Source organism: Psychroserpens sp. S379A (genome assembly GCF_049800755.1).
Taxonomy (GTDB): domain Bacteria; phylum Bacteroidota; class Bacteroidia; order Flavobacteriales; family Flavobacteriaceae; genus Psychroserpens.
The window spans coordinates 129,210-144,843 of record NZ_JBNAFQ010000004.1 but is presented as its reverse complement, the minus strand read 5'-3'; the positions used below and the strand labels follow the sequence as shown (position 1 = coordinate 144,843).

Sequence of the window (15,634 nt, the reverse complement as noted above, 5' to 3'; positions counted from 1 at the left end):
TTAAGAAACTGTGTTGTAAAAATTAAAGCCCAAAAATACATAATATCAAGAGTTATTATCAGTGAAAAATAGAGTTTATTTAAGTTTTTTGTAACAATAAATTGTTGAAAACGTCCTACCTTTATAATTCTACTAAAATTCTTGAATTTAAAACCAAATTAATGCTTGTATATTTAAGATTGTTTAAAGAAAGTTTTTCGTTTGCTATTAATGCATTGCGAAATAATAAACTGCGAACGGTCTTATCGCTTTTAGGAATTACTATTGGTATTTTTTCAATTATAGCAGTGCTTGCAGCAGTAGATTCGTTAGATAGAAGCATTAAGGATCAATTAAGTGGTCTTGATAAAAACACCATTTATCTTACTAAGTTTTCGTTTGGACCAACCGATGTTCCTAGATGGCAACGTGATAATTTTCCTCAAGTTGAGCACGACGATTTTGAATTTATACAACGTAATATTTCAAATATTGAAGCTATAGCTTATGTTATTTTTGGAGGTTCAGAAAATTTAAGGTATGAAGGTAAAACGGTTTCAGGTGTAAATGTTACTGCTGTGTCGAATGGTATATATGATATTGAAAACTTGAAGGTAGAAACAGGACGTTTTTATACTGAATCTGAATCAAATTCTGGAGCTCCAGTCATTGTTTTAGGAAGCGCTACAGCAAGTAATTTGTTTGATAATTTGAATCCAATAGGAAAAACAATTCGTGCTTTTGGGCGAAAATTAACTGTAATTGGTGTGCTTAAAAAAATGGGAACGGGTTTTGGAGACTCACCAGACGAAAGGGCTTATGTGCCAGCAAATTTTGTGAGACGTTTTAATAATGGAGGAGCAGATGGATTGCCAGGAGCAGTAATTATTAAACCCAAAAAAGGTGTTGATGTTGGTGCATTTGAATCGGTTTTAAAACAAAAATATAGAGCTTACAGAGGTTTAAAAGCCGATGAGCCTGACAATTTCTTTGTTAATAAATTATCTGGTTTAACCGATTTTGTAGACGGAATTATTAGTTTTATGAATGGTGTAGGTTGGGTAATTAGTGCATTTTCATTGTTAGTTGGAGGCTTCGGAATTGCAAATATTATGTTTGTAAGTGTTAAAGAACGTACCAACCTTATCGGCATACAAAAATCTTTAGGTGCTAAAAATCGTTTTATTCTATTTCAATTTTTATTTGAATCTATAATCTTATCTGTGCTTGGCGGAATTATTGGAATTATATTAGTTGCTATCATTGCTTTAGCAGCAACTGCAGCTCTAGATTTTGAGTTTGTCTTATCGTTCTATAATATTTTCTTAGGGTTTGCTTTATCAACCTTTATCGGATTGATATCTGGTGTGATTCCAGCTATTTCTGCTTCAAAATTAGATCCTGTTGAAGCGATAAGAACAGGAATGTAGACTTTAGTTAAAAGTTGAAAGTTGAAAGCTGAGGACTGCTATGTGTGTGAAATTATAGGAGCTTAGCTACTTTTTGGCAAACAAACTCTAAAAAGCGTTCGTCTGCTTCAGTAAACGGATTTGCTGTGTTTGAGTCAATATCTATCTGACCAATATTTTCTCCATTTACAAAAATAGGAATGACTATTTCAGCTTTAACAGTTATGCTACAAGCAATGTAGTTGTCTTGAGCTGATACATCTGGTACTACAAAATTTTCATTTGAAACAGCAACTTGTCCGCAAATTCCTTTCCCAAATGGAATTATAGTGTGATCTGTTGGTTCACCAACATAAGGTCCGAGTTTTAATTCGTTTTTGTTTCCGTTTTTAAAATAAAAACCTACCCAATTGTAATACGATACTTGTTTTTCAAGAAGTTTACAAACATCTAAAAGGCGTTCGTTTGTTGTTTTAGTATCATTAGTAATAATGGTTTCTACTTGAGGTTTTAGGGCTTCAAAAATCATTGTTATTAAATTTTTTGTAAAAGTATTTAAAAAGTGATATTTCTATATGCATTTTGTATAATTTTAACTGAATAAAATTGAATCTATTTGAAAGCACTTTTTCTTAAATACAAATCTGTTATAAAATTTATTTTAACCTTTCTTTCAGTATACTTTGTATTGACTTTAACCTATAAATTTTATTTAGACTTTTCTAATGGTTCTAAATATTATCCAGATTTTTTTACAAATTTAGTAGCTAAACAAAGCCATTTGCTATTAGAAACTTTAGGGTATGATGCAGCAATTGTAGCGCATCCAAATGAGCCATCAATGAAACTTATTATCAACAATAAATTTGTGGCTAGAGTAGTAGAAGGATGTAATTCGATTAGTGTGATTATTTTGTTTGTCTCGTTTATTGCAGCTTTTGCAGGTCGTTTTAAATCTACATTTGTTTATATGCTTTCAGGTAGTGTGATTATTTATGTTGTAAACCTGTTACGCATCGTTATTCTATCTATCGGACTTTATAATTATCCATGGCGACGAGAAGAACTGCATACAGTTATTTTTCCTTTAATTATCTATGGAATGGTGTTTTTGTTATGGATGTTTTGGGTAAATCGTTATTCTAAATTGAATCCAAAGAATGAATAAGCTTTTAACATTCATATTGCTTTTTATATTGTTCAGTCTGCTGGTTTTAATTCGGGTTTTTGAAGATGAATTGTTTTATGATCCTTATCTGTTGTTTTTTAAAAGTGATTATTTACATATCGACTCTCCTAGACGAGAAGTTTTTAAATTGACGTTATTTACAACCTTGCGTTATGTTTTAAATTCGATCATATCACTTGGCATTATATTTTTGTTTTTTAAAGATAAATCTATTGTAAAATTCTCCAGTATTGTTTATACTATTGCTTATGTTATCCTTATAGGATTGTTTTTGTATTTCGTAATTCATCCTAGACAAGAAGATTATTATTTGTTTTTTAATTTTAGACGATTTCTAATTCAGCCTATATTACTGATCCTCTTGTTGCCAGCATTTTACTATTACAAGCTCAAACATTAAAATTGTTAATGCATTTATAAATTAAGTGCTTAATTTTATCTTTTTTATACCTTTGTATTTCATTTAACTTATGATTAAAGCAATTTTACATAAAGCTTTTTCTGCGCTAATGGCATTATTAGTGCTGTTTTCTACTGTATCTTTTACTGTAGAAAAGCATTTTTGTGGAGATGTTTTAATTGACACTGCAGTGTTTTCTGAGGCTGAAAAATGTAAGATGGAAGCCTTTGAAATAGAACAATCTAAAATTACAAAAAAGCATTGTTGTAAGGATGTTACTGAAGTTGTTGAAGGTCAGGATCAATTGAAGCCTTCAAAAATTGAAAGTATAACGTCTCAACAGCAAATGTTTGTTGTATCGTATTTATATACTTATGTAAATACATTAAATGAGTTGCCAAAACTCATTATTCCTCATAAAAATTATTCACCTCCAGATCTCATTGAAGAGATTCTTATTCTTGAGGAGGTTTTTTTGATTTGATATAAAAGTTATTCTGAATTATTTAGAGTGCAAGATGATGTTTTGCGCTAAAATGAATAACTAATATATTAAATAAAATCAATGAAAAACATATGTTTATTACTTCTAGTTTTTCCACTTTTTATGTTTTCTCAAGACGAATTAAAAGGTGAGATATTAGAAGCTACATCAGATAATAAAACTATTCCAGTTGTTGGTGCCAATGTATTTTGGTTAAACACTTCGCTTGGAGCGGTAACTGATATCGATGGAAAGTTTTCTATTCCATATCAAAAAAATTACAAACAATTGGTGGTGAGTTATGTAGGTTATAAAACAGATACACTTACGATTACACAACCAAAATACATTAAACATTACTTAAAATCTACAAGCGAGTTAGATGAAATTACGATAACATCGAGAAAACAAGCAACAGTGAAATCTTATATGAAAGCTGCAAACGTAATTACAGTAAGTAGTGACGAATTATTAAAGGCAGCATGTTGTAACCTTTCTGAGAGTTTTGAAACCAATCCGTCGATTGATGTTAATTTCTCTGATGCTTTAACAGGAACTCGTCAAATTAAAATGCTAGGATTAACTAGCAAATATATTTTAATAACGACCGAAAATGTGCCATCAATTCGTGGCGCATCTCAAGCATTTGGTTTGAGTTTTATTCCTGGAACTTGGGTTGAAAGCATTCAAATAACTAAAGGAGCAGGAAGCGTAGCTAACGGGTTTGAAAGTATAGCTGGACAAATTAATGCAGAGCTTGTTAAACCGACAAAAGACAATCGCTTTTTTGTAAATTTTTATGCGGCAAGTAGCCAACGTATGGAGTTAAATACACATGTCAATACTAAAGTAAGTGACAAGTGGAGTACAGGTGTATACATTCATGGTAATACTCATCAGGAGAAGCATGATGTCAATGATGATGGGTTTTTAGATATGCCCTTGTACAATCAAATCAATGTGATGAATCGATGGCAATATACCAATGCAGAAAAAGGACTTGTGAGCTTTATTAATCTACGCTATCTGAACGATGCTAAACAAGCTGGTCAAGAAGATTTTGATCCAGATAGAGATAAATTCACAACTAATTTTTGGGGAAGTGAAATCGATACAGAACGTTTTGAAATCACAACAAAATTAGGTTATGTGAATCCTGAGGTGCCTTGGCAAAGTGTAGGTGTTCAATTTGCATATAGCACACATAATCAAACCTCATATTATGGCTTGAATCGATATGATATAAACCATAATAGTGTATATTCAAGCGTAGTTTATAATTCTATTATCAGCGATTCTAGACATAAAATTAAAACAGGATTGAGCTTCACCTATGACCATTATGATGAATTTGCAATCAATACAAATTTTGAGCGAAGCGAACGCTCATTTGGAGGTTATTTTGAATACGCTTATGATAATTTAGATAAACTAACATTAACTGCTGGACTACGATTTGATACGCATAATTTACTTGGTGAATTTGTTACACCAAGATTGCACATGAGATATACGCCTTGGGAGAAATCTGCATTGCGATTTTCTATTGGACGAGGAAAGCGAAGTGCTAATATTTTTGCTGAAAACCAAAATATGTTCGCAACGTCTAGAGCTATAAATATTTTAAATAGTAAAGGAAGCATCTATGGTTTAGATCCAGAAATAGCATGGAATTATGGAGTGTCGTATTTACAAGGATTTAATCTCTTCGGAAGAAAAGGCGATGTCACATTTGATTTTTATAGAACCGATTTTAAAAATCAAGTCGTAGTCGATTGGGAAAACCCTCAAGAAGTGAATTTCTATAACCTAAAAGGTGATAGTTATGCCAATAGTTTTCAAGTTGAAGTAAATTACAATGCCTTTAAGGGTTTCGATTTTAGAACTGCTTATAAGTATTACGATGTGCAAACCGATTATTTAACGGGAATGTTATCTAAGCCATTAACACCTAAGCATCGTTTTTTTGCTAATGCATCGTATGCGACTAATGCAGATGAAGAAGTAAAGTCTAGATGGAAATTTGATTTAACTTACAATTGGTTAAGTGAGCAACGTTTTGCGTCTACAAGTTCTAATTCTTCAGAATTTAGGTTACCTGAAGAATCACCAATAGTAGGAACTTTAAATGCTCAGGTCACTAAAGTATTTTCACCTAAATTTGAAATATATGTTGGAGGAGAGAACATTACCAACGTAAGACAGGATAATCCAATTTTAGGAGTAGATGATCCATTTGGTTCAAATTTTGATACTACATTTGTATATGGTCCAATTTTTGGAAGCATGTATTATGCAGGTTTACGCTTTAAAATAAAATAAATAATAAAATCTATAATAATGAAAAAAGTACTATTAGTAATAGCAGTGATGTTGGTTTCAATGCCATCCTTTGCTCAAAACAAAAATGCTAAAGCCTCTATAGAAGTTGATGGTGTTTGCTTAATGTGTAAGGAACGTATTGAAAAAGCGGCCATTAGAACCAAAGGCGTGAAGTCTGCCATTTGGAATGTAGAGACTCATGAATTAAAACTCATTTATGATGAACGCAAAACAAATTTGGATACCATTAGGCAAAGTATAGTTGCTGTTGGTCATGATACCAAAGCGTTAAAAGCTACAGATGAGGCTTATGACTCAGTTCATCCTTGTTGTAAATATCGTGATGAAGACGTGCAACGAGATCATAAAAATTAGATTGTATAAGTGTAACAAACTAGTTTGTTACACTTATAGTTTTAACTTCTGAAATAAGATTCCCTTTATTATCAGTGCCTTCAATATAAAAGTTTAATTTTTGGGTTTTTGTATTTGGGATTTTTAACACGATAGAGTTGTTGTGTTCCAAGTTTATATTTGGAAACCAACCAACTGTTCCATAATTTTTATAGCGATCATCACTATAACTGGCATATTTTGGTGTGTAAAATACTTTTGATTCAGTAAAACCTACTACAGCTTTACTTTCATGTGCAAATGGATTTTGTTTGTTTATAAAACCTCCTAAAGGTGTTTTTCTAGAGTAGATTCTAATAACTCCATTTGCGCCATTCATTCCAGTTCCAAATCCATTTTTATCTATTATTATACCTTCAACATCTGAAGTATATACACTTGTTAAAAAGTTAAAATCAGATATAGGAGAATTGTCAAAAAAGACAACAGGAGATTGACTTGCATTAAAAGATGAAACTATGTTCCTTCTAATTTGAATATTTCCAAATTGAGTTGAACGACTTACATTGTAACCATTTGCTCCTATATAGTCTAGAATGGTGCGAAACCTATTAGCAATGTCTTGAGTAATATGGGTATAATTGTTTTTAAAAGTAACATTGTTAATTTTTCCAGCCGCATCATTAACTTTTTTCGGTTTAGATGTACCTTGAAGTAGTACTTCATCTAGCACTATGTTATCCTTGTAAAAAAAATTTTCAAATGATATATGTTTAGGAAGAGTTGATTCAATTAAATGATTGTAATTAGTCAACATATCTTGATTTAAGGTGTTTTGATCAGCCGAATTTAACATGCAGCTTACATATAGATATGGTTTAGTCAATTTACCATTCTTGTCAAAATATGAAAATCGTATAGTTTCATTTTTAAGAGGGTAATAGTTTTTTACTTCAAAAGTATTATCACTTTTAACAGGTATATTGGACCAACTAAATCCTTTAAGTTTTGGGTCTTGCAAGCGCAGTGTCGTGATTTTTTTACTATCATTAATTTTACCTCTAAGAGTAACTCCATTTTCAAATTCAAAGATGGCTTTAGGTGCATTATTAAAGATAGAATTCCAGTTATATCGACTCCATCCTTGGGTTAATAATAACAAATCTAGTTCATAGAGTTTCTTATAGTTAACTTTTGTGAAATAGTATTTAGGATCTTCAATATATCCTTTTATGTAAGGTTTTAGTTGAGTTGCAGAAATAATATTTTGATCAGGATTATAACTACTAGTAGCGTGTGGTAGAACAGAAATACTAATGTTGTTTATGGTTTTATTACTATTTTGTTTGTCTAGGCTATATAATGATAAATAAAGTGAATCGTTTTCTTTTTTTATATGATTAATAGATATAGGTGAAGCTTCTGCGCTTTTTGTTGAATTAAATATAAGGCGTTCTATTAATGCTTGTTCGTTTTCATCAAATACAGTTAAAATATTAATACCATTAAATAAATCTTTTTTTGGTATCCTAAGTAATTTGTTTTTTGAGGTTTTAAAAGAAAACGTCATTGATTTCGATTTTCCATTTTTATGAATAAGCAATGTGTATACTTTTTCTTTTATAGAGTTATGGGTAAATTGATTTGTAGATATGTTTACTAAAACATCTTTAGCTCTTGTTGAGGTGACGCTTAACGCAATACCATTAGTTTTTATGTCTATAATATCTTTTCTAATTACATTACCATTAGGTAAGTTGATTTTAGCAAAATAGGATTGGTCAATATTAGGTTTAAAAGAGCATTTGCCAATACCAAAATCATTACTTTTAAAAGTTGTAATTTCTTGATTATTGTCATTATATATTGTACCAGATATTTTTAAGCCTTTATTGTTTGAATCAGTAATTTTAAACCCTAAAGTATTGTTTAAATCATAGATAATATATCCACCTTCTGGTAGAAATTGAAAATCATAATTGTTTTTCTTGACTACTAATTTGTTTTTGTTAATGTCATTTCCAATGATTTTTATTTTTTGAATATAAGCATCGTTTTCTTCAAAATTTCTCATCCAATTAGTGGAAGTTTTAATATAATAATCTCCAGTTGTAAAAGTAGAATCAATAAAAAAGTTCCCATTGGCACTTCCGTTTTGAGCCAGCCATAAATCATTTTTGATGAGTTTTCCAGATTCATCATAAACTCCTACATTTATATTTGTTGTTGCTTTTGATGGTAGATTTTCATGTCTGTCAAAAACATAAGTTTTAAACCAAATTTCTTCACCAGCAATGTAGGTTGTTTTATTTAGATGTGTGTAAAGGGTTTCTCTCGGTAATTCGAAATAGGCTTGGTATGTATTTTGAATAGATTCTTTGCTTTGAGAATAAATGTTGAGAGTAGCGCATAAAAAACAAACGAATAAATAATGTTTCATGTGTAGATTTTTTTCTAAAAATATTAAATAATAAATAATAAAAAAAGCTATTAGATTAATTCAATAAAAAAACGCTTCAAAATTAACTGAAGCGTTTTTAATTTTTATAGTTTATACTAAAATTACATCATGCCTGGCATTCCGCCTCCCATTGGTGGCATTCCTCCACCAGCTGGAGCATCTTCTTTAATATCAACCAAAGCACATTCGGTTGTAAGAATCATTCCAGAAACAGATGCGGCATTTTCTAAAGCAATACGAGTTACTTTTTTAGGATCGATAATTCCAGCTTTGAGCATATCTACATAAGTTTCAGTTTTTGCATCAAAACCAAAATCTTTTTTGCCTTCCATAACTTTAGAAATCACTACTGAACCTTCACCACCAGCATTAGAAACAATAGTTCTTAAAGGGGCTTCAATTGCTCTAGCAACGATTTGAATTCCTGTAACTTCATCTAAGTTTTCAGTAGTTATTTTTTCAAGAACAGATTTTGCTCTAACTAAGGCAACTCCACCACCAGCAACAATACCTTCTTCAACAGCAGCTCTTGTTGCGTGTAATGCATCATCAACACGATCTTTCTTTTCTTTCATTTCAACTTCAGAAGCAGCACCAACGTATAATACAGCAACGCCTCCTGCTAATTTAGCCAAGCGTTCTTGAAGTTTTTCTTTATCATAATCGCTTGTAGTTGTTTCAATTTGTGCTTTGATTTGGCTAACTCTAGCTTTAATTTCTGAAGACTTTCCAGAACCATTTACAATGGTAGTGTTGTCTTTATCAATCATTACAGATTCAGCAGTTCCTAGCATGTCTAAGTCAGCGTTTTCAAGAGAAAAACCACGTTCTTCAGAAATTACAGTTCCACCAGTTAAGATAGCAATGTCTTCAAGCATTGCTTTTCTTCTGTCACCAAAACCTGGTGCTTTTACAGCAGCAATTTTAAGTCCACCACGTAATTTATTTACAACTAAGGTAGCTAAGGCTTGACCTTCAACATCTTCAGCGATAATTAATAATGGACGACCAGATTGTGCTACTGGTTCTAATATTGGAAGAATTTCTTGAAGGTTAGAAATTTTCTTGTCAAATAATAAGATGTATGGATTTTCTAAATCTGCAATCATCTTATCAGAATCTGTTACGAAGTAAGGCGAAAGGTAACCTCGATCAAACTGCATACCTTCAACAACATCTACATAAGTATCTGTTCCTTTGGCTTCTTCAACAGTAATGACACCTTCTTTTCCAACTTTTCCAAAAGCTTGTGCAATTAATTCGCCAATAGTATCATCGTTATTAGCTGAAATTGAAGCGACTTGCTTAATCATTTCAGAAGAGTTTCCAACTTTTTTAGATTGCTTATCTAAGTTTTCGGTAATAGCTGTAACTGCTTTATCAATACCACGTTTTAAATCCATTGGATTAGCACCAGCAGCAACATTTTTTAAGCCTTCTTTTACAATAGCTTGAGCTAAAACAGTTGCAGTTGTTGTTCCGTCACCAGCTAAATCGTTGGTTTTGCTAGCAACTTCTTTTACCATTTGTGCTCCCATGTTTTCAAGCTCGTCTTCAAGCTCTACTTCTTTGGCTACAGAAACACCATCTTTAGTCACTTGAGGAGCACCAAAGCTTCTACCAATAATTACGTTTCTACCTTTTGGTCCTAAGGTTACTTTTACTGCATTAGCTAACGCATCTACACCACGTTTTAATCCGTCGCGTGCTTCAATATGAAATTTTATATCTTTTGCCATGTTTTTTAAGTTTTTAGCTTTTGGCTTATAGCCTATAGCTTTAGTTTATAATTTAGTTTTAAACAGCTAATAGCAAATGGCTAGTAGCTAAGCAATTTTAAACAATTGCTAATATGTCGCTTTCACGCATGATGAGGTAATCTTTACCTTCTAACTTTAATTCTGTTCCAGCATATTTACCATAAAGAACAGTGTCGCCAGATTTAACTGTCATTGGTTCATCTTTTGTACCTTTACCAACAGCGACAACTTTTCCTTTTTGTGGTTTTTCTTTGGCGTTGTCTGGAATAATAATTCCTGAAGCTGTTTTGGTTTCAGCTTCAACAGGTTCGATAAGAACTCTGTCTGCTAATGGTTTAATGTTTAAGCTCATTGTTATGTGTGTTTTTTAATTAAATATTTAAGTTAACGCTAAAGCGTTGAGCTAAAAATGTGCCAGCTGTTTTTTAACTGACAAACTTGCAGAAATAAAAAGAGCCAACTTATACAGTTGGCTCTTTTTATTAAGATTGTTTATTTTATTTAGTTTCCTGTTGAATCAGCAGGAGTTGCAGTGTCTTCAGATGTGGTTGTGTCAGGAGTTGTTGCTGGAATTGAAGTTTCGGTATCTTCTCCATTAATTACTTTAGACTCGGTAGCACCACCAGCTCCAGGAATAGCAAAATTAGATGCTAATATTAATGCTAATAATAAGGTTGCTAAAGCCCAAGTACTTTTATCTAAAAAATCGGTTGTTTTTTTAACACCACCTAATTGTTGTGTGCCACCACCTCCAAACGACGATGATAATCCTCCTCCTTTTGGGTTTTGTACCATAACTACAACGACTAGTAAAAATGCTACTAATACGATAAGGATTAAAAAGATAGTAAACGTATTCATGAGTTTATGTATTATTTTCTTGTAATTGTTTGACTGCTTTAATTTGGTCTGCAAAGAAACCACTTTTTTCTGGATATTTCAAACTTAAAATTTTATAAGATTGAATAGCCTTTTCATAATTTTTTTGTTCGAGATAAATTCGAGCTAAAGTCTCTGTCATTAAGCCATCATGCTTTACAGAGTCTTCGGTTTTAATCTCAATTTTTGAAGCCTCCTTTGAAGGTACTATTTTTGGATTGGATTCTAAAAACTTATCGATAAGCTCAAATTTTCTGCTAATTGTCTCAGTTGAATTCTCTACAGATGCTTCAACGTTATCTTCGAGATTGACTTTGTTGTCTTCTCGATTGATAGGTTTAAAACTTGTAATTTTTAACCATTCTGAAAATGAATGTGTTTCAGATTTATCAAATTCTAAAGGTTTCCCAATTTGCAAGGTATCTTTAGGAGCGTTTTCAATATGTTTTGCGTCAATATCTAAAATCACTTGTTCTGGAGTAGACTCTCGAAGTGATAAAAAATTTGCAACGTCTTCTATTTTTACTTTTTCTTCAAACAAATCTGGATCTAGAACGCCTTCTGTGTTTTTTATGTGTTCTTTTAAGGCATTGTCAATCGTAACACTTTTATCTACCGAAATATCATCAGCTTCCATGACAACAATTTCTTTAAGATGCTCAGAGTTTTGTTTAATAATTTGTGATATTTCATTTTGATTAAAAGCTTCAGAAGTAATATAGTCAAACAAGATGCTTCGGTCTGTAGTGTAGGCAGCCGTTGTTTTTAATTCCTGATTGTATTTGTAGCTTTCTTTGTTTTTTAAGCCTTTAAGGTATAATGCTCTTGCTGATTGTGCATACGGAAATTGGCTCAGTAATTCTTGCAATTGTCCTGTTTGATCAGATGTAATGTTCTGAGGATTTTGAAGGATGTATGTGAAATCTAGTGTGTTCAAAACAAATTACCATTTTGCTAGAGTAGCATTAAATATATCTTGTGTGAGACGCTCGAAAATTTCTTCATGTGCAGTATCTTTTTGCGCTCCAACTAACTGAGCACTACCTTCATAATCATAAAAGAACGAGAAGCGTTGCTCAAACTCTTCTTCAGGTTCATTTTTATCATAAAATCTAAGATTAACACTAATGGTTAATCTGTTTTGTGCTGCAGTGCTATTGGCTTGGGCTGTAGTTGGTGAAATTCTATATTCGGTAATTTCTCCTTCGTATACTAAGTCTCCATTTGAGGTTACTAAGCTTAAATTGGTTTGATTTTGGATTAAATCTTCAAGAGCAATTTTAAAATCTCTTTCTATTCCAGGCTCTACTAATGCAGCTGTATTTTGAAAATAATTCACTTGAAAGGTTTCAATGTTGCTTGCTATTGAAGTTCCTGTAAACGAATAAATTCCACAGCCTGAAAGAAACAGTGTTAAGCAAAAAAGAGTTATAAATTTAAAAACTAACTTCATTAATATGTATTTGGGCGTTTCATGGTTATAAATGCGTAAATTTTACCAGCTTCAATTGTAAATGAAGTTGTGATTAATCGATAGCCTTTATAGTGTTTTTCATTAATTAAGTCTTCAGCTTCTTTTCTAATAGCTTCAGAACTGTTTGGTCCAAACGAGCGTCTTAATCTAAATATTTCAACTGCTTTCATTTAGTTTTATTTTAAAAGATGTCTTAAAGATCATATTGTTTGATTTTTCTATACAATGTACGTTCGCTAATGCCTAATTCTGCAGCAGCTAGTTTTCGTTTGCCATTGTGACGTTCAAGAGACTTTTTAATTAATTCTAATTCTTTATCGTGTAAAGATAAGGTTTCTTCTTCTTGAATGTCTTCAGCAAAATGATATTTGTCTTCTGAATTGTCTTCAATAGTTTCAACAAGAGTATCTGTTTTTTCAGCAATAGGTAAAACTTCTAAGTTTTGAAATTCATTTTCAGTTGAATCGCTGTCATTGCTTCCGTAGATTTTCTGAATCAAGTGTTCATTATCTTTTTGAACTTCGTTAGCATTGCCACTTTTCATAAGTTCCATGGTGAGCTTTTTCAAATCGTTTAAATCACTTTTCATATCAAAAAGGACTTTGTATAAAATCTCACGCTCGTTACTAAAATCTGTTTCAGATTTTGAAGCATTTATGACTGCAGGTAAATTTGTAGAAGTGTTTGGGAGATAATTTCTAAGAACAGCAGCATCTATGGTTCGATTTTGTTCTAATACCGAAATTTGTTCAGCTACGTTGCGTAATTGTCTAATGTTTCCATTCCATCTAAACTTTAAAAGCATGTCGATTGCTGCATCATTAAGTTTAATGGTAGGCATTTTATATTTCAAGGCAAAGTCGCTTGCAAATTTTCTAAATAACAAATGAATATCATCTTTACGCTCTCTTAAAGGCGGAATGTTAATTTCAATAGTGCTTAGTCTGTAATACAGGTCTTCTCGAAATTTCTCTTTTTTAATCGCTTCAAACATATTTACATTGGTAGCTGCAACAATACGAACATTAGTTTTTTGAACCTTACTCGAGCCAACTTTTATAAATTCACCATTTTCTAAAACACGTAATAAGCGTACTTGTGTTGTAAGAGGTAATTCTCCAACTTCATCTAAAAATATGGTTCCACCATCGGCAACTTCAAAATAACCAGAACGCGTTTGTGTGGCTCCAGTAAAAGCACCTTTTTCATGACCAAATAATTCGCTATCTATTGTGCCTTCAGGAATCGCACCACAGTTTACTGCAATATATTTGCCGTGTTTGCGATGAGATAACTGATGTATGATTTTTGGAATACTTTCTTTACCAACACCAGATTCTCCAGTAACTAATACCGAAATATCTGTAGGAGCAACCTGAATTGCTTTTTCAATAGCGCGATTGAGTTTAGGGTTGTTGCCAATAATACTGAATCGTTGTTTTATAGCTTGAATAGATTCCATAGTTTAATTATCTTTTGAATATCCAATTGCTTCACCTATAAGCGTTGCGCTGGTACAATCTTTTACATCTACATTTACTAAATCTCCAATGTTGTAATGTTCTTTTGGGAAAACAGCAACAACATTTTGTGAGGTTCTTCCAGACCATTGATTATTAGATTTTTTAGACTCGCGTTCTATTAAGACTTCTACAGTAGTATTGAGATATTCTTTCGTTCTTATTTCGCTATGCTCACGTTGGCGTTGCACAATTTCTGCTAATCGTCTTTTCTTCACATCTTCAGGCACATCATCATCCATTTTACGTTCTGCCATAGTTCCTGGACGTTCAGAATACGTAAACATATAGCCAAAATTATATTTCACATAATCCATTAAGCTTAAAGTGTCTTGATGATCTTGTTCAGTTTCGGTTGGGAAACCAGCAATTAAATCTTGGCTGATTGCACATTCTGGAAGGATTCGTCTTATGTTGTCGATAAGTTCAAAATATTCCTCTCTAGTATGTAATCGATTCATTTCTTTTAAAATACGATTACTGCCACTTTGAACAGGTAAGTGAATGTGTTTACAGATGTTGTTGAACTTTGCCATCGTTTCAATCACATCTAAAGTAAGGTCTTGTGGATTGCTAGTAGAAAAACGAATACGCATTTTTGGTTGTGCTTTTGCACATAATTCTAATAGTTGCGCAAAATCAACAGCAGTCGCTTTTTGCAAATCGCTAGCTTTAGAAAAATCTTTTTTGAGTCCTCCACCATACCATAAGTAACTATCTACATTTTGACCTAAAAGTGTGACTTCTTTAAAGCCTTTGTTCCATAAATCATTAATTTCTTCAATAATACTTTGAGGATCTCGACTTCGTTCTCTTCCGCGAGTGAAAGGCACAACACAAAATGTACACATATTATCACAACCTCTAGTGATAGACACAAAAGCGGTAACACCATTACTGTTTAATCGAACAGGAGAAATGTCGCCATAAGTTTCCTCTTTTGAAAGAATAACGTTAATAGCATCACGACCTTCGTCTACTTCGGCTAAAAGATTTGGTAAATCTTTGTAAGCATCTGGTCCTACGACTAGGTCAACGATTTTTTCTTCTTCTAAAAATTTAGTTTTTAAGCGTTCAGCCATACAACCTAAAACACCAACCTTCATTTTAGGATTGATACGTTTTACAGCATTGTATTTTTCCAAACGTTTTCTAACGGTTTGTTCTGCTTTATCGCGAATAGAGCAGGTGTTCACTAAAACCAAATCGGCTTCTTCTAAACTTTGAGTTGTATTAAAGCCTTGTTCAGAAAGAATAGAAGCAACAATTTCGCTATCGCTAAAATTCATAGCACAACCATAGCTTTCAATAAAAAGTTTGCGATTATTCCCTTTTTTGGCTTCGAGAATTAGTGATTCTCCTTGTTTACTTTCGTCAATTGTTTTTTCCATAGATTTAGTATG

The 15,634-nt window shown here is 32.1% G+C and carries 16 protein-coding genes; 6 read left to right on the top strand and 10 right to left on the bottom strand.

The genetic code is table 11. The features are described 5' to 3' along the window. Positions 1–161 precede the first annotated feature (161 nt). A complete protein-coding gene (locus ACP15M_RS11355; RefSeq protein ID WP_425077328.1) occupies positions 162–1,409 on the top strand; it encodes an ABC transporter permease in 1,248 nt (415 codons plus the stop codon). Between the two features lie 52 nt (positions 1,410–1,461). Here the strand turns inward: ACP15M_RS11355 and ACP15M_RS11350 are convergent, their stop codons facing one another. After that, positions 1,462–1,917 carry a GAF domain-containing protein gene (locus ACP15M_RS11350; protein WP_425077327.1) on the bottom strand — a complete coding sequence of 152 codons (456 nt, stop codon included), beginning with the start codon at positions 1,915–1,917 and terminating at the stop codon, positions 1,462–1,464. 87 nt (positions 1,918–2,004) lie between these two features. Between ACP15M_RS11350 and xrtF the strand changes: the two genes are divergently transcribed. The 5 genes from xrtF to ACP15M_RS11325 all read left to right on the top strand — a co-directional run bounded on the left by xrtF (position 2,005) and on the right by ACP15M_RS11325 (position 6,158). Further along, entirely contained in the window at positions 2,005–2,556 is a 552-nt protein-coding gene (gene xrtF, locus ACP15M_RS11345) for an exosortase family protein XrtF (protein ID WP_425077326.1), read from the top strand. After that, a complete protein-coding gene (locus tag ACP15M_RS11340) occupies positions 2,549–2,977 on the top strand; it encodes an exosortase F system-associated membrane protein (protein ID WP_425077325.1) in 429 nt (142 codons plus the stop codon). The genes xrtF and ACP15M_RS11340 overlap by 8 nt, the downstream gene beginning before the upstream one ends. A 70-nt stretch (positions 2,978–3,047) precedes the next feature. After that, the gene (locus ACP15M_RS11335) at positions 3,048–3,461 is read left to right on the top strand and encodes an HYC_CC_PP family protein (protein ID WP_425077324.1); all 414 of its coding nucleotides are present in this window, start codon (positions 3,048–3,050) and stop codon (positions 3,459–3,461) included. A gap of 81 nt (positions 3,462–3,542) precedes the next feature. Then, on the top strand, positions 3,543–5,783 hold the full coding sequence (locus tag ACP15M_RS11330) for a TonB-dependent receptor (RefSeq protein ID WP_425077323.1): 2,241 nt from the start codon (positions 3,543–3,545) through the stop codon (positions 5,781–5,783). An 18-nt stretch (positions 5,784–5,801) separates the two neighbouring features. Next, positions 5,802–6,158 (top strand): heavy-metal-associated domain-containing protein, encoded by a 357-nt coding sequence (locus tag ACP15M_RS11325; RefSeq protein WP_425077322.1) that lies wholly within the window; start codon positions 5,802–5,804, stop codon positions 6,156–6,158. Positions 6,159–6,177: 19 nt separating this feature from the next. Here the strand turns inward: ACP15M_RS11325 and ACP15M_RS11320 are convergent, their stop codons facing one another. The 9 genes from ACP15M_RS11320 to miaB form a co-directional block, all read right to left on the bottom strand. Continuing rightward, complete coding sequence (locus ACP15M_RS11320) at positions 6,178–8,577, bottom strand: hypothetical protein (protein ID WP_425077321.1); 2,400 nt, start codon at positions 8,575–8,577, stop codon at positions 6,178–6,180. A gap of 122 nt (positions 8,578–8,699) precedes the next feature. Next, positions 8,700–10,337 carry a chaperonin GroEL gene (groL, locus tag ACP15M_RS11315; protein WP_425077320.1) on the bottom strand — a complete coding sequence of 546 codons (1,638 nt, stop codon included), beginning with the start codon at positions 10,335–10,337 and terminating at the stop codon, positions 8,700–8,702. 97 nt (positions 10,338–10,434) lie between these two features. Continuing rightward, the gene (gene groES / locus ACP15M_RS11310) at positions 10,435–10,710 is read right to left on the bottom strand and encodes a co-chaperone GroES (protein ID WP_091423334.1); all 276 of its coding nucleotides are present in this window, start codon (positions 10,708–10,710) and stop codon (positions 10,435–10,437) included. A gap of 149 nt (positions 10,711–10,859) precedes the next feature. Then, positions 10,860–11,219, bottom strand: coding sequence for a preprotein translocase subunit SecG (secG, locus tag ACP15M_RS11305; RefSeq protein ID WP_425077319.1), 360 nt, complete (start codon positions 11,217–11,219; stop codon positions 10,860–10,862). 4 nt (positions 11,220–11,223) lie between these two features. Next, the gene (locus ACP15M_RS11300; RefSeq protein ID WP_425077318.1) at positions 11,224–12,174 is read right to left on the bottom strand and encodes a hypothetical protein; all 951 of its coding nucleotides are present in this window, start codon (positions 12,172–12,174) and stop codon (positions 11,224–11,226) included. A gap of 6 nt (positions 12,175–12,180) precedes the next feature. Next, complete coding sequence (lptE, locus tag ACP15M_RS11295) at positions 12,181–12,690, bottom strand: LPS assembly lipoprotein LptE (RefSeq protein ID WP_425077317.1); 510 nt, start codon at positions 12,688–12,690, stop codon at positions 12,181–12,183. Then, complete coding sequence (locus tag ACP15M_RS11290) at positions 12,690–12,881, bottom strand: hypothetical protein (RefSeq protein ID WP_425077316.1); 192 nt, start codon at positions 12,879–12,881, stop codon at positions 12,690–12,692. The genes lptE and ACP15M_RS11290 overlap by 1 nt, the downstream gene beginning before the upstream one ends. A gap of 23 nt (positions 12,882–12,904) precedes the next feature. After that, positions 12,905–14,173, bottom strand: a complete 1,269-nt coding sequence (locus ACP15M_RS11285) for a sigma-54 interaction domain-containing protein (RefSeq protein WP_425077315.1) — start codon at positions 14,171–14,173, stop codon at positions 12,905–12,907. 3 nt (positions 14,174–14,176) lie between these two features. Next, positions 14,177–15,622, bottom strand: a complete 1,446-nt coding sequence (gene miaB / locus ACP15M_RS11280) for a tRNA (N6-isopentenyl adenosine(37)-C2)-methylthiotransferase MiaB (protein ID WP_425077314.1) — start codon at positions 15,620–15,622, stop codon at positions 14,177–14,179. Positions 15,623–15,634 lie beyond the last annotated feature (12 nt).

Coding starts and splice junctions, on each gene's coding strand:
- ACP15M_RS11355 (WP_425077328.1), top strand. CDS start 162: ATGCTTGTATATTTAAGATTGTTTAAAGAAAGTTTTTCGTTTGCTATT.
- ACP15M_RS11350 (WP_425077327.1), bottom strand. CDS start 1,917: ATGATTTTTGAAGCCCTAAAACCTCAAGTAGAAACCATTATTACTAAT.
- ACP15M_RS11340 (WP_425077325.1), top strand. CDS start 2,549: ATGAATAAGCTTTTAACATTCATATTGCTTTTTATATTGTTCAGTCTG.
- ACP15M_RS11335 (WP_425077324.1), top strand. CDS start 3,048: ATGATTAAAGCAATTTTACATAAAGCTTTTTCTGCGCTAATGGCATTA.
- ACP15M_RS11330 (WP_425077323.1), top strand. CDS start 3,543: ATGAAAAACATATGTTTATTACTTCTAGTTTTTCCACTTTTTATGTTT.
- ACP15M_RS11325 (WP_425077322.1), top strand. CDS start 5,802: ATGAAAAAAGTACTATTAGTAATAGCAGTGATGTTGGTTTCAATGCCA.
- ACP15M_RS11320 (WP_425077321.1), bottom strand. CDS start 8,577: ATGAAACATTATTTATTCGTTTGTTTTTTATGCGCTACTCTCAACATT.
- groL (WP_425077320.1), bottom strand. CDS start 10,337: ATGGCAAAAGATATAAAATTTCATATTGAAGCACGCGACGGATTAAAA.
- groES (WP_091423334.1), bottom strand. CDS start 10,710: ATGAGCTTAAACATTAAACCATTAGCAGACAGAGTTCTTATCGAACCT.
- secG (WP_425077319.1), bottom strand. CDS start 11,219: ATGAATACGTTTACTATCTTTTTAATCCTTATCGTATTAGTAGCATTT.
- lptE (WP_425077317.1), bottom strand. CDS start 12,690: ATGAAGTTAGTTTTTAAATTTATAACTCTTTTTTGCTTAACACTGTTT.
- ACP15M_RS11290 (WP_425077316.1), bottom strand. CDS start 12,881: ATGAAAGCAGTTGAAATATTTAGATTAAGACGCTCGTTTGGACCAAAC.
- ACP15M_RS11285 (WP_425077315.1), bottom strand. CDS start 14,173: ATGGAATCTATTCAAGCTATAAAACAACGATTCAGTATTATTGGCAAC.
- miaB (WP_425077314.1), bottom strand. CDS start 15,622: ATGGAAAAAACAATTGACGAAAGTAAACAAGGAGAATCACTAATTCTC.